Annotated in this window: 12 protein-coding genes and 1 tRNA gene; 10 read left to right on the top strand and 3 right to left on the bottom strand. The window is 66.6% G+C overall.

Features of this window, described 5'->3' with window-relative positions:
• From ACGHX3_RS07685 to ACGHX3_RS07715, 7 genes are all read left to right on the top strand, one after another.
• Positions 1 to 615, top strand: a complete 615-nt coding sequence (locus ACGHX3_RS07685) for a GNAT family N-acetyltransferase (protein ID WP_394696975.1) — start codon at positions 1 to 3, stop codon at positions 613 to 615.
• Positions 612 to 1,577 (top strand): N-acetyl-gamma-glutamyl-phosphate reductase, encoded by a 966-nt coding sequence (argC, locus tag ACGHX3_RS07690; RefSeq protein ID WP_394696976.1) that lies wholly within the window; start codon positions 612 to 614, stop codon positions 1,575 to 1,577. The genes ACGHX3_RS07685 and argC overlap by 4 nt, the downstream gene beginning before the upstream one ends.
• A gap of 155 nt (positions 1,578 to 1,732) precedes the next feature.
• Positions 1,733 to 3,025 (top strand): argininosuccinate lyase, encoded by a 1,293-nt coding sequence (gene argH / locus ACGHX3_RS07695; protein ID WP_394696977.1) that lies wholly within the window; start codon positions 1,733 to 1,735, stop codon positions 3,023 to 3,025.
• Between the two features lie 14 nt (positions 3,026 to 3,039).
• Positions 3,040 to 3,279: a YciI family protein gene (locus ACGHX3_RS07700; RefSeq protein WP_394697258.1), complete on the top strand. Its 240-nt coding sequence runs from the start codon at positions 3,040 to 3,042 to the stop codon at positions 3,277 to 3,279.
• Positions 3,280 to 3,288: 9 nt separating this feature from the next.
• On the top strand, positions 3,289 to 4,437 hold the full coding sequence (gene proB, locus ACGHX3_RS07705) for a glutamate 5-kinase (RefSeq protein WP_394696978.1): 1,149 nt from the start codon (positions 3,289 to 3,291) through the stop codon (positions 4,435 to 4,437).
• A 193-nt stretch (positions 4,438 to 4,630) separates the two neighbouring features.
• The gene (locus tag ACGHX3_RS07710) at positions 4,631 to 5,896 is read left to right on the top strand and encodes a glutamate-5-semialdehyde dehydrogenase (RefSeq protein ID WP_394696979.1); all 1,266 of its coding nucleotides are present in this window, start codon (positions 4,631 to 4,633) and stop codon (positions 5,894 to 5,896) included.
• 38 nt (positions 5,897 to 5,934) lie between these two features.
• Entirely contained in the window at positions 5,935 to 6,606 is a 672-nt protein-coding gene (locus tag ACGHX3_RS07715; RefSeq protein ID WP_394696980.1) for a hypothetical protein, read from the top strand.
• 26 nt (positions 6,607 to 6,632) lie between these two features.
• On the opposite strand, the gene ACGHX3_RS07720 is transcribed toward ACGHX3_RS07715, so the two are convergent.
• Entirely contained in the window at positions 6,633 to 6,809 is a 177-nt protein-coding gene (locus ACGHX3_RS07720; protein ID WP_394696981.1) for a hypothetical protein, read from the bottom strand.
• Between the two features lie 155 nt (positions 6,810 to 6,964).
• A tRNA-Pro gene (locus ACGHX3_RS07725) sits at positions 6,965 to 7,041 on the bottom strand.
• Between the two features lie 146 nt (positions 7,042 to 7,187).
• Between ACGHX3_RS07725 and hisS the strand changes: the two genes are divergently transcribed.
• Entirely contained in the window at positions 7,188 to 8,588 is a 1,401-nt protein-coding gene (hisS, locus tag ACGHX3_RS07730) for a histidine--tRNA ligase (protein WP_394696982.1), read from the top strand.
• Between the two features lies 1 nt (position 8,589).
• Positions 8,590 to 10,479 carry a histidine ammonia-lyase gene (gene hutH / locus ACGHX3_RS07735; protein WP_394696983.1) on the top strand — a complete coding sequence of 630 codons (1,890 nt, stop codon included), beginning with the start codon at positions 8,590 to 8,592 and terminating at the stop codon, positions 10,477 to 10,479.
• 94 nt (positions 10,480 to 10,573) lie between these two features.
• On the opposite strand, the gene ACGHX3_RS07740 is transcribed toward hutH, so the two are convergent.
• Entirely contained in the window at positions 10,574 to 12,409 is a 1,836-nt protein-coding gene (locus ACGHX3_RS07740; RefSeq protein ID WP_394696984.1) for a 7TM diverse intracellular signaling domain-containing protein, read from the bottom strand.
• Between the two features lie 225 nt (positions 12,410 to 12,634).
• On the opposite strand from ACGHX3_RS07740, the gene ACGHX3_RS07745 reads away from it, so the two are divergent.
• Positions 12,635 to 12,961, top strand: coding sequence for a YerC/YecD family TrpR-related protein (locus ACGHX3_RS07745; protein ID WP_213601242.1), 327 nt, complete (start codon positions 12,635 to 12,637; stop codon positions 12,959 to 12,961).
• The last annotated feature ends 4 nt before the right edge of the window (positions 12,962 to 12,965 follow it).

The raw sequence follows: 12,965 nt of genomic DNA on the forward strand, positions 1-12,965 counted from the left end.
ATGTCCCTTCCCGCCGCCTGGCAGCAGGTTCCCGTTCTTGCGGGTCGCCATGCCCGCCTGGAGCCGATGTCGCGTGACCACGTCGCTGGCTTGCGCACGGCATTGGCCGGCGATGCGCTGGCCGCCTTGTGGTTCACCAGTGTGCCGAAGGCTGACGAGGCGGCGGGCTACGTGGATGCGGTGCTGGCGGCGCAGGCCGAGGGCCGCGTGCTGCCGTTCGTGGTGCTGGATGCCGATGGCCGCGTGGTGGGCAGCACGCGCTACTACGGGCTGGAAGCGGATGTACCCAAGCTCAGCATCGGCTACACCTGGTATGCGCCGGATGTGCAACGCACGGGGATCAACACCGAGACCAAGCTGCTGCTGCTCACCCACGCGTTCGAGACGCTGGGCTGCATCAGCGTGGTGTTCGAGACCAGCTGGTTCAACCAGCGCTCGCGCGCGGCCATCGCCCGCCTGGGCGCCAAGCAGGACGGCGTGCTGCGCAACCACAAGCGCCACGCCGACGGGTCGCCGCGCGATACCGTCGTCTTTTCCATCATCGACAGCGAATGGCCCGCGGTGAAACGCAACCTGCAGGCCAGGCTGGCGCAGCACGAACAGGATTCCCCATGAGCAACAAGAAGACCGTCGGCATCGTCGGCGCCCGCGGCCACACCGGCGCGGAGCTGATCCGCCTGATCGCCCGCCATCCGCATCTCGAACTGGCCTTCGTGTCCTCCCGCGAACTCGCCGGCCAGAAGGTCAGCGACCATATCGCCGGGTTCGTTGGCGAGCTGTGCTACGAGAACCTGAGCCACGAGCAGGTCGGCGGCAAGGGCGCGGACGCCGTGATCCTGGCGCTGCCCAACGGCAAGGCCGCCGAGCTGGTCGCCGCCATCGATGCGCAGGCACCCGATACCGTCGTGGTCGACCTGTCCGCGGATTACCGCTTCGACGAACACTGGTACTACGGCCTGCCCGAACTGACCCGGCAGAAGTACGCCGGTGAGAAGCGCATCAGCAACCCCGGCTGCTATGCCACCGCCATGCAGCTGGCCATCGCGCCGCTGCGCGACCGGCTGGCGGGGCCGCCGCAGTGCTTCGGCGTGTCCGGCTATTCCGGCGCGGGCACGTCGCCATCGGACAAGAACAACACCGAGCTGCTGCGCGACAACCTGATGCCGTACGCGCTGACCGACCACATGCACGAGCGCGAGGTCAGCCGGCAGCTTCGCGTGCCGGTCGAGTTCATGCCGCACGTGGCGCCGCATTTCCGCGGCATCACCATGACGGTAAATTTGTGGCTGCAGCAGGCGATGAAGATCGACGAGGTCCGCGCGCTGTACCGCGAGCGCTATGCGGCCGAACCTTTGATCCATATCCTCGACGAAGCGCCGTGGGTCAGCCGCATCGCCGGCCGGCACGGCGTGGAGATCGGTGGTTTCACCCTGGCACCCGGCGGCAAGCGGCTGGTCGTGGTCGCCACGCTGGACAACCTGCTCAAGGGCGCGGCGACGCAGGCGATGCAGAACCTCAATCTGGCATTCGGCTTCGATGAATTCACTGCTATCCCGGAGAATCCGGAACAGGTTTGAAAGCCCCTCTCCCTCCGGGAGAGGGGTTGGGGTGAGGGTACGGCGAAGCTGCAGGCAGCCAGCGCGCCGCACCCTCATCCGGCCCTTTGGGCCACCTTCTCCCGGAGGGAGAAGGAAAAGAGCGAGGGATCGGCAATTTCTGGCGGAGAGACACGATGTCTGACTTGTTGTGGCAAAAACCCGGCGTGGCGGTGGACGCGGAGATCCAGCGTTTCCTGGCTGGCGATGACGTGGTGCTCGACCGCGAGTTCTTCCTGCACGACATCCAGGCCAGCGCCGCGCATGCCGAAGGCCTGCAGCGCACCGGCATCCTGTCGGGCGACGAACTGGCCGGGCTGAAGCGCGAACTCGCGACGCTGGCCGAGGATTTCCGCCGCGGCGATTTCGTGCTGGACGAGCGCTTCGAGGACGGCCACTCCGCCATCGAGGCGCGTCTGACCGAGCGCCTCGGTGATGCCGGCCGCAAGATCCACACCGGCCGCAGCCGCAACGACCAGATTCTGGTCGCCACCCGTTTGTGGCTGAAGGAAAAGCTGGCGCGCGTGGCGGTGCTGTCGCGCGAGATCGCCAAGGTCGCGCTGGACCGCGCGCAGGCCGAACGTGACCTGCCCATCCCCGGCTACACGCATATCCAGCGGGCCGTCGTCTCGTCGGCTGGCATGTGGTGGGCGGGCTGGGCCGAGGCCTTCATCGACAACACCACGCGTGCGCGCGACACGCTGAAGCTGGTCGACGCCAATCCGCTCGGCACGGCCGCCGGCTACGGCGTCAACCTGAAGCTGGACCGCGAGCACACGACCGCCGCACTCGGCTTCGCGCGCATGCAGGTCAGCCCGATCTACGCGCAGCTCTCGCGCGGCAAGTTCGAACTGGCCGCGCTGGAAGCGCTCGGCGGTGCCACGCTGGACCTGCGCCGCATCGCCTGGGATCTGTCGCTGTTCACCAGCGCGGAATTCGGTTTCGTCGCGCTGCCGGCGCAGTACACCACCGGCAGTTCGATCATGCCGAACAAGCGCAATCCCGACGTCATCGAGCTGATGCGCGCCACCCACGCCAGCGTGTCGGCCGCGCGCAGCGAGATCGAACAGCTGCTGTCGCTGCCGTCCGGCTACCACCGCGATCTGCAGGCCAGCAAGGGCGCGATCTTCCATGGCTTCGGCCGTGGCCTGCCGGCACTGGAACTGCTGCCCGCGCTGCTGGCCAACCTCGAGTGGCGCGAAGACAAGCTGCGTGCCGGCATCGATTCCGGCATGTATGCCACCGATGTCGCGGTCGAGGCAGCTGTTGCCGGCGTGCCGTTTCGCGAGGCCTACAAGGCCGCTGCGGCCTCCGCCGACAGCGCGGGGCAGGGTCGCACGCCAGAAGGCAGCCTCGCCGCGCGCGTGTCGCCCGGCGCCGCCGCCGACCTGCGGCTGGACGAACTGCTCGCCCGCTGGGATGCGCTGTGATCCGCTACCTCGTCATGGCGATGCGTCGCCCCTCGTTCGATGATGCGGTGATCGCACCGCATCTCGCGTTCCTCGATGAACTGCGTGCCGCCGGGCAACTCGAGATGACGGGTGGCTTCAGCGACAGGAGCGGCGGTGCCTACGTGCTGGTGAACGTCGCCTCGCTGGAGGAGGCGAAGGCGATCGCCTCGCGCGATCCCCTGGCGCTGACCGGCACCTCCGACCTCACCGTCCACGAATGGAATACCCGCTGAGCTGACCCGATGACCCTCGCCATGCCGCCGCCGTTCTCCGAACAACCGTTGCCGGCCTGGCGTCGCGCGGTGCTCAAGGTGGGCAGCAGCCTGCTGGCGGCTGAAGGCGAGGGGCTCAGCCCGCGCCACGCGCTGAACCTGGCGCAGTTCGTGTCGTCCAGCATCGCCGCCGGGCGCGAGGTCGTCATCGTGTCCTCCGGCGCGGTTGCCGCCGGACGCGGCCTGCTGCACCGCAAGCCGCAGGCCGGCGTGGCGATGGCCGAACGGCAGGCGTTGGCGGCGCTGGGGCAAGCGCAGCTGATCGCGCTGTGGCAGCGCTTCTTCGACCGTCCGGTGGCGCAGGTGCTGCTTACCCACGACGACCTGCGCAACCGCCGTCGCTACCTCAACGCGCGCGCCACGCTGCAGGAGCTGCTGGCGCTGGGCGCGTTGCCGGTGGTCAACGAGAACGACACCGTCTCCGTCGACGAGCTCAAGCTCGGCGACAACGACAACCTGGCCGCGGTCGTCGCTGCGCTGATCGATGCCGATGCGCTGTTCATCGCCACCGACATCGACGGCTTCTACACCGCCAACCCGCGCACGCACGCCGAGGCGCAGCCGATCCTCGATGTCGAGGCGCTGACGCCGGCGTTCTTCGCCATGGCTGGCGGCGCCGGCAGCGGTGTCGGCACCGGTGGCATGCATACCAAGCTGGAAGCGGCGGCCAAGGCGGCAGCGGCCGGCATCGAGACCTTCCTGTTCAACGGCACGCAGGCGGCGACGCTGTCGGCGCTGTCGCGCGGCGCGCTGCTCGGCACGCGGTTCCGCCCGGCGCAGAATCGCCTGGCGGCGCGCAAGTACTGGTTGCGCAACGTGCCCGTGGAAGCCGGCGCCATCGTGGTCGATGCCGGCGCGGCGAACGCGATGGGGCAGAGGGGCGCCTCGCTGCTGCCCGGCGGCGTGGCCACGGCCGAGGGCGATTTCCGCCGTGGCGACATGGTCGAGCTGGTGTTGCGCGACGAGGCCGGCGACCGCCGCATCGCGCGCGGCGTCAGCCAGTACTCGGCGGTCGACATCCGCCGCATCGCACGCCGCCATTCGCGCGAAATCGAAGCCATCCTCGGTTACACCTACGGCGAGAACGTCGTCCATCGCGACGATCTGGTGCTGCTGTGATGGTTCGTCTGCACGCACCGAACGCATTGCGCACATCGCACGCATCATTCGCATCGCCTGCATCGCTCGCATTTTGTAGGAGCGCCCTTGGGCGCGATGCTTCTGCCCGGGATTTCAGATCGAAAAGCATCGCGCCCGAGGGCGCTCCTACAAGGGCATGGGTTCCATGATCGATCGTGAGCAAGGAGGTCGCATGACCGACATCAAGACGTTGGCGCTGGAATGCCGCGCCGCGGCGACCGCCATCGCGGGCCTGCCGACGGAGGCGAAGAACGCGCTGCTGCGCGCGATGGCCGATGCGCTGCTGGCCGATGAGGCCACGATTCTGGCTGCCAATGCGCGCGACCTCGAGGCGGCATCGGCGAAGGGCATCGGCAGCGCCATGCTGGACCGCTTGCGGCTGGATGCGTCCCGCCTGCAGGGCATCGCCGCGGCCGTGCGCGAGGTGGCGGAGTTGCCGGATCCGGTCGGGCAGGTGACCCGCGCCTACGACCGGCCCAACGGTATCCATGTGGAACGCGTGCGCGTTCCACTCGGCGTCATCGCGATGATCTACGAGGCGCGTCCGAACGTCACCGCGGACGCGGCGGCCTTGTGCCTGAAGGCGGGCAACGCGGTGATCCTGCGCGGCGGCTCGGAAGCGATCCACTCCAACGCCGCCATCGCGGTGTCGTTGAAGCGCGCATTACGCGAAGCCGGCTTGCCGGACGCGGTGCTGATGCTGGTCGAGGATCTGCGCCGCGAGACCATCCTGGAGCTGATCCAGCTCAGCGACGTGATCGACCTGGTCATCCCGCGTGGTGGCGAGGGGTTGATCCGTTTCGTCGCAGAACACGCACGGGTGCCGGTGATCAAACACTACAAGGGCGTCTGTCACCAGTACGTGGACGCGGGCGCGGACGAGGACCTGGCGCTGGCCCTGCTGCTGGACGGCAAGGTATCGCGGCCGTCGGCCTGCAACTCGCTGGAGACGCTGCTGGTCCATCGCGATGTCGCGCCGTCGTTCCTGCCGCGTGCGGCTGAGGCGCTGCGTGCGCGGGGTGTCGAGGTGCGGGCGGATGCCGGGGCACGGGTGCTGATGCCGGGCGCAGTCGCCGCGACGGACGAGGATTTCGCCGCCGAGTTCCTCGATCTGGTGATTGCGGTCGGTGTGGTGGACGATCTGGACGCCGCCATTGTCCACATCCGTCGTTATACGTCAGACCACACGGAGGTCATCGTCACCCGTGATTCCGTGCATGCGGAGAAGTTCCTCAACGCATTGCGGTCAGCCGTGGTGATGGTCAACGCCTCATCGCGGTTCTCGGATGGCGGAGAGCTGGGGTTGGGCGCGGAGATTGGTATCTCCACCACGCGCCTACATTCGTATGGTCCCATGGGGCTGGAGGCGCTGACGGTGGAGCGGTTTGTGGTGCGTGGGGAAGGGCAGGTTCGGCATCCGCACCTGTTGAAGAGCTAGGTGCGCTATCGTCCACCTTGGCGAGATAGGGGGATGCTATGGACTACACGCTGACCCGCTTACTTGGCGGGATCGCCAATGGCAAAGATGTGCCGGGGGACTGGCAGCTTATTTCGGAGTGGGAAGAGCCTGGAACCGGGCTGAAGTCCATTTATGAAAAGCGCCACTTTTACGACGGTGGTGACCGCTTCAATGTCTGGGTAGAAGTAAATGTTCCTGAGCCAGATTTTCAAGCAATCATGCGCTGGCATCGCGAGATGTATCGCGGTGATCTGGTTGCGGCCCAAAAAGACATGCTTCAGGAAAGCATGTCTGCCGCTACAAACTACACCAATGTGATCATGGTGGCAGGGTACGCGGCGCTATTTGCGCTTTGGGCGCAAATGTCCGGACAGGGCGTTGGTAAGTTCACGCCGTTAACATCCATGACTGCAGCTATTTCATTGAGCCTGTCTGTGCTGGCGTTCATTGGCTGGGAAATATTTGGAATGATCCTACGCTCTAGGGTGAACCTAAATATCGTCAGAGCCATAAATGATCCGCCGCGCTTTGAAGAGCACATGCGTAGTTATCGTGAGCGCATTGGGAGGTTTGCGCGCAAGTTTCAGTACGCTTGGATCACCGTGGTGAGCATTGCCGCAGGCTTCGCTCTGCTGGCTTTCGGCATAATGCTCTCAGGCCTTCTGCACGGAGCATGGCTCGCGATGTAGGCAACCCAAGCGCACTCTTGAATCAATCAAGCTGAGGAGCGTTGGCGAATTCCATTAAGCAAGGCGACGTACATGGCTGCGAGGCTCTCCCCCTGAGATTCTGGAGTTCCTCCTTCCACATGCACTCGTTCGGCCTGAAGCGCCGCGATTAGGATGTCTTTCGCGATAACGTCCGCGCGTTGCGAGACAACGTCGGTTGCCATGATTGCCACTCCAAAGACGTGCCGACTGCACGGAGAGACCATGGACATGGTTGGTCTCATAACTTGAGACCGAGCCATCTGGGGCGAGTGATGGCAGATCAGGGGCATGAAAAAACCGCCACTAGGGCGGTTTCGTCGTAACACGCTGAATCTATTGGTCGGGGAGACAGGATTCGAACCTGCGACCTCTACGTCCCGAACGTAGCGCTCTACCAGACTGAGCTACACCCCGACTGAGCGCGGCATTGTAATGAAGCCGCCGGGCCGAGGCAAGACTTGGGGCGCGGATCCGACCGTCGGCCCGGCGGGGTCCCACAAAAGCTGCGGCCCCCGCGGCGGCCACGTAAAATGTGCCGTTCACGAAAGCCGGAGTCTCCCTTGATCAAGCCCCGTACCCCGCCTGGCGTCATGGAGCTGCTCCCGCGCGAGCAGATCGCCTTCCAGCGCATGCTGGACACCATCCGCCGGAACTACGAGCGCTTCGGCTTCCTGCCCGTGGAAACCCCGGTCTTCGAACTGTCCGAGACCCTGCTGACCAAGTCTGGCGGCGAGACCGAGCGGCAGGTCTATTTCGTCCAGTCCACCGGCGCCCTGGCCAAGGAAGGCGAGGGCCTGCCCGAACTGGCCCTGCGCTTCGACCTGACCGTGCCGCTGGCCCGCTACGTGGCCGAGCACGAACATGAGCTGACCTTCCCGTTCCGCCGCTACCAGATCCAGCGCGTCTACCGCGGCGAACGCCAGCAGCGCGGCCGCTTCCGCGAGTTCTACCAGTGCGATATCGACGTGATCGGCAAGGACGCGCTGAGCGTGCGCTTCGACGCCGAGATCCTGGCGGTGATCCACGCCGTCTTCAGTGAGCTGGGGATCGGCGACTTCACCATCCAGTTGAACAACCGCAAGCTGATGCGCGGCTTCTTCGAAGCGCAGGGCGTCACCGACGGCGAACAGCAGGCGCTGGTCCTGCGCGAGGTCGACAAGCTGGACAAGCGCGGCGCCGACTACGTGCGCGAGACGCTGACCGGGCCAGATTTTGGTCTTTCTGCCGAGGCAGTTGGACGCATCCTAGATTTCGTGGCGATGCGATCGGTTTCGCACGCCGACGCGCTCGAAAAGATTGAGTGGGCCCACAACGAAATTCAGTCTCGTTTGGGTAGCGGCCAGTATCAGGAGGGCATCGCCGAACTGCGCGAAGTGCTGGACCTGGTCAAGGCGCTGGGCGTGCCGGAAAGCGCGTACTGCCTGAACTTCTCCATCGCACGCGGCCTGGACTACTACACCGGCACCGTCTACGAGACGCAGCTGGACGGCTACCCGCAGATCGGCTCGATCTGCTCGGGCGGCCGCTACGAAGACCTGGCCAGCCACTACACCAAGTCGAAGCTGCCGGGCGTGGGCATCTCGATCGGCCTGACCCGCCTGTTCTGGCAGCTGCGCGAGGCCGGTCTGATCGCCGGCAGCGACGAGAGCAGCGTGCAGGCGATGGTGGCGCTGATGGACGACGGCCAGCTGGCCGGTTCGCTGGACATCGCGCGCCGCCTGCGCGCGGCCGGCATCAACACCGAAGTGCAGATGGAAGGCCGCAAGCTGGCCAAGCAGTTCCAGTACGCCTCGCGTGCGGGCATCCGTTTCGTGGTGCTGGCCGGCGAGGACGAACTCGCGCGCGGCGTGGTGACGGTCAAGGACCTGCTGCGCGAGCAGCAGTTCGAGGTGAAGCGCGAGGAACTGGCCAGCAGCCTGAAAGTGGAGCTGGAACAGGCCCGCGCATTGGCGGGGCGCTGACATGAAGCCGATCCTGCTGGATGGTGCATCGCTTACCCGCGACAAGCTGGTCGAGATCGCGTTCGGCGCCAGCGTCGAGCTGGACAAGGGCGCGCTGAAGGCGGTCGCACGCGCGGCCGACTTCCTTGCCGAACAGGTCCGCCGCGAAGAGCCGATCTACGGCGTCTCCACCGGCTTCGGCAGCAACGCCGACAAGCTGCTCGGCGCGCATCCGCTGCGCGACGAACTGCCGGGCGCGGTGAAGTCCGGACGTTCGCTGCATGAGGAGCTGCAGTACAACCTGATCGTCACCCATGCCGTGTGTGTCGGTGAGCCTATGGCGCCGGAGATCGTCCGCGCCATGCTCGGCATCCGCATCAACACCCTGCTGAAAGGCCACTCCGGCATCCGCGTCGAGACCCTGCAGGCGCTGGCCGCCATGCTCAATGCCGGCATCGTGCCGGTGGTGCCGTCGCTGGGCTCGGTCGGCGCATCCGGCGACCTGGCGCCGCTGTCGCACCTGGCCATCGTGCTGCTGGGCGGTGGCGAAGCGTTCTACAACGGCGAACGCATCACCGGCGCCGAGGCGCTGAAGCGTGCCGGCCTGTCGCCCGTCGCGCTGTCGTACAAGGAAGGCCTGGCGCTCAACAATGGCACCGCGCAGATGCTGGCGATGGGCGTGCTGGCCACCTACCGGCTGGACCAGCTGCTGGACACTGCCGACTTGGCCGCCGCGATGACCATCGATGCGTTCGCTGGCCGCCTGGGCGCGTTCGCCGAGGAGGTGCATGCGCTGCGGCCGCACCCAGGCCAGGTGCACGTCGCTGCCCGCCTGCGCGAACTGCTGGACGGGTCGACGCTGGCCGACATTCCGTACCACCTGGTGCCGAAGTTCCGTCCCTGGCTGCCGCGCAGCTGGGATACCGCCGAGGCGCAGGCACTGCGCTTCGACATCGGGTGGGACTGGGTGCCGACCGACCAGCGCCATGGCCGCGAGAAGTTCTACGACCGCTTCATGCCGTTCCGTGGCGGCAAGAAGCACCAGCCGCAGGACAGTTACTCGCTGCGTTGCATCCCGCAGGTGCACGGCGCCGTGCGCGACGCGGTCGAGCAGGCGCGGCGCGTGCTGGAGATCGAACTCAACGCGGTCACCGACAATCCGCTGGTGTTCCCCGACAAGCAGGCCGAGCACGTCGAAGAACAGGTGATCTCCGCCGGCCATTTCCACGGCATGCCGCTGGCGCTGGCGATGAGCTACGTGAAGGCGGCGATCCCGACGCTGGCGTCGATTTCCGAGCGCCGCCTCAACAAGCTGGTCGACCCGGCCACCAACGACGGCTTGCCGGCGTTCCTGATCGGCAACGAGGACGGCACCGAGTCGGGCCACATGATCGTGCAGTACTCGGCGGCCGCCATCGTCAACGACCTCGCCAGTCGCGCGCATCCGGCCAGCGTGTTCTCGGTGCCGACCAGCGCCAACGCGGAAGACCATGTGTCGATGGGCGCCAACGAGGCGCGTCACGTGCTGGCGATGGTGCAGGACCTGGGCAAGGTGCTGGCGCTGGAGCTTTACACCGCCGCGCAGGCGCTCGACCTGCGCCGCGACATGATCAATGCGGCGCGTGCGCTGTCGGATCGCACCGATGCGGAAGGTCTCGCCGCGAAAGTGTCCGGTGGCCCGTCGGCAGGTGTGGAAGGACGCGACGCGTTCCTGACCGAAGTCGATGCGCTGCGGAAGGCGCTAGCGTCCAGCGAGGAGTTCCATCCGGGCCATGCGGTCGCGGCCGCGCATGCGGCGATCCGCGCGAAGATCCCGTTCCTCGACCGTGATCGCGCCCTGGATGGCGAAGTCGCCACCGCCGTGCGGCTGGTGGAGTCGGGCGAGATTCTGGCGGCAGTCCGGAGCCGCTGAGGTCCAGGAAAAGTAGGTGTGGGAGCGACGTAAGTCGCGAGCTTTTTGCAGAGAGCCTTCGCGACTTACGTCGCTCCCACAACAGCGAAATTCTTTACAGCGTCCGCACGCAGTCCCGCCCTTCGGCCTTGGCCGCATACAGCGCCTGGTCGGCCACCTGCAGCGCCGATTCCAGGCTGTCGCGGGCTTCCAGATCGACGCAGTGCACGCCGATGCTGGCGGACACCGCGATGACCAGCTCGCCGCTCCGGCAGGGTTGCGCGCGCAAGGCCTGACGCAGTTCCTCGGCCACGACGCTCGCTTCGCCCAGGCCCATGCCGGGCAGGGCGGCGATGAACTCCTCGCCACCGAACCGGGCCAGCAGCGCGCCGTGCGGGCGCAGCGTTTCGGCCAGCGTGTTCGACGTGCAGCGCAGGCAGTCGTCGCCGACCAGGTGGCCGTAGGTGTCGTTGATGCGCTTGAAGTGGTCCAGGTCGATCATCAGCAGCGAGATCGGCCGCTGCGAATTGCGCGACTGCGACAGCAGGTGTTCGAACGCCTCGCGGAAATGCGTGCGGTTGTAGAGGTCGGTCAGACCGTCGAGGCGGCTGGATTCGCGCAGGCGGTGGTGAGCGGTCTGCAGTTCCGCCATCGCCTGCCGCAGTTCACCGGTGCGGACGACGATCTGTTCCTCGAGCAGGTTCTTGGCGTCGCGCACGATGCGCTCGTTCTCGTTGCGCAGGGCCGCATACCGGTAGCCCAGCGCCACCGACAGCAGCAGCATCTCCAGCGCCGAGCCGATCTGCACGCCGTACTCGGTGATGAAGGTCTTCGGCAGCAGGCCGAACGCGAGCGCCACGAAGATGCCGGTGCCGAGCAGGAACATCGCCCACGCCAGCAGGAACACCTTGGCGGGCCGGTAGCCGGTGCGCACCACCATCAGCGTGATCACCGCGATCCACACGATGCTGGGGAACACGGCCGCCGACGCGATGGGCGTGGCCACGTGGTACGGCAGCTGCGTGGCCGCGATGCCCAGCAGCACGAAGAACGCGATGATGGCCTTGCTGATGCGGTCGCCCAGCCGCCATCGCGTGTTGAGGTCGAGGAACGTGCGGGCGAACTGCTGCATGCCGATCTGCGCCAGGCAGACCGAGAGCGGCACCGACTTGTCCGCCAGCCAGGTGGAATGCGGCCACAGGTATTCGAAACCCAGGCCGTTGAGCGTGAACAGCACCAGCCCGAATGCGCTGATGTGGAACAGGTACCAGAAGTAGCTGCCGTCGCGCAGCACCAGCCACAGCACCAGGTTGTAGAAGAACAGCGCCAGCAGGATGCCGTAGTAGATGCCGATGCCGAGCTGGCCGTCGCGCGACAGTTCGGCGAAGGCGGCGGGTGTGTACAGGAACAGCGGTACCTGCATCGAACTCTGGCTCTGCACGCGCACCAGCAGGTCGACTTCCTCGCCGGTCGGCAGGTCGAGCCAGAAGTTGGGGTGGCGGTAGCGGATGCTGCGCTGCTCGAACGGGAAGCTGTCGCCGCCGGCGTGATGCACGGTGCGGCCGTCCGGGTAGCGCGCATACACGTCGATGCGGTCGCTCAGCGCGTACTGCTGCACCAGCAGCCAGCGCTGCTCGCGCGGGTTCTGGTTGGTCACGCGGACGTGGAACCAGAACGCGCCGGTCTGGAAGCCGAAGGAGGCATCGCCGTTGGGCAGCGGAACAAAGCGGCCGTCGTCCAGTTGCCGCTTCGCCCCTTCGACCGTCGTCGTGCCATCGGCGTCGTGCAGGTACGTGGTCTGGGGGGCGAGCGGGAGATAGCTGGCGTCGGCCGCGATGCGCGCCGGCGAGTCGGTGGCGGTCGCCACCAGCGGGAAGCAGGCCAGCAGCAGGAGCCAGAGCCCGGCGGCCAGTGCGCGGTGCCTGCATGGCGTGGTGTGTGGTGACCGCATGCCCGTCCCCCCCGGGTTGCCCGCTGCGCGGTAGGTGCTCCGGCGTTCGGGCGTCCTTGGCAGTGTACTCATCGTCCGTGTCCGCTCCAGTCCATCGCGGGTCCCCGTCCTGTCCTGCCCAAGACAACGCAATCGACGCACGCATCCAGACAAGCGGCGGGTTGACGCTTCGCAACAATCCAATTAATGTACTAGCGTATTAATACATTGGATTGCCCGTTCATCATGAAGCGCCGTCCCCACGACGACCCCGAGTCCGCCTCCGGCCCGCTGCAGGCGCTGTCCGAGGCGCTTGCCGCGCTGGGGCAGGCGCAGGAAGTGCGGGCCTTCCTGGAAGACCTGTGCACCCCGGCGGAACTGGAAGCCATGTCCGACCGCTGGCGGGTCGTGCCGCTGTTGCTGAAGGGCGTGCCGTACCGCGAGATCCACGACCTGACCCAAGTCAGCGTGACCACCATCGGCCGTGTCGCCCGCACGCTGGAGCGGGGGGCCGGTGGCTACGCCGCCGCCGTCCAGCGCCAGCAGGCCGCGACGTCCTCCGCTTCCCACTGAGTTC

Origin of the sequence: Pseudoxanthomonas japonensis, from assembly GCF_043632995.1 — a bacterium.
Taxonomy (GTDB): Bacteria; Pseudomonadota; Gammaproteobacteria; order Xanthomonadales; family Xanthomonadaceae; genus Pseudoxanthomonas_A; species Pseudoxanthomonas_A japonensis.

What these genes read in the sequence shown, in the direction of transcription:
- ACGHX3_RS07685 (WP_394696975.1), top strand. Translation starts at nt 1, where the DNA reads ATGTCCCTTCCCGCCGCCTGGCAGCAGGTTCCCGTTCTTGCGGGTCGC.
- argC (WP_394696976.1), top strand. Translation starts at nt 612, where the DNA reads ATGAGCAACAAGAAGACCGTCGGCATCGTCGGCGCCCGCGGCCACACC.
- argH (WP_394696977.1), top strand. Translation starts at nt 1,733, where the DNA reads ATGTCTGACTTGTTGTGGCAAAAACCCGGCGTGGCGGTGGACGCGGAG.
- ACGHX3_RS07700 (WP_394697258.1), top strand. Translation starts at nt 3,040, where the DNA reads ATGGCGATGCGTCGCCCCTCGTTCGATGATGCGGTGATCGCACCGCAT.
- proB (WP_394696978.1), top strand. Translation starts at nt 3,289, where the DNA reads ATGACCCTCGCCATGCCGCCGCCGTTCTCCGAACAACCGTTGCCGGCC.
- ACGHX3_RS07710 (WP_394696979.1), top strand. Translation starts at nt 4,631, where the DNA reads ATGACCGACATCAAGACGTTGGCGCTGGAATGCCGCGCCGCGGCGACC.
- ACGHX3_RS07715 (WP_394696980.1), top strand. Translation starts at nt 5,935, where the DNA reads ATGGACTACACGCTGACCCGCTTACTTGGCGGGATCGCCAATGGCAAA.
- ACGHX3_RS07720 (WP_394696981.1), bottom strand. Translation starts at nt 6,809, where the DNA reads ATGGCAACCGACGTTGTCTCGCAACGCGCGGACGTTATCGCGAAAGAC.
- hutH (WP_394696983.1), top strand. Translation starts at nt 8,590, where the DNA reads ATGAAGCCGATCCTGCTGGATGGTGCATCGCTTACCCGCGACAAGCTG.
- ACGHX3_RS07740 (WP_394696984.1), bottom strand. Translation starts at nt 12,409, where the DNA reads ATGCGGTCACCACACACCACGCCATGCAGGCACCGCGCACTGGCCGCC.
- ACGHX3_RS07745 (WP_213601242.1), top strand. Translation starts at nt 12,635, where the DNA reads ATGAAGCGCCGTCCCCACGACGACCCCGAGTCCGCCTCCGGCCCGCTG.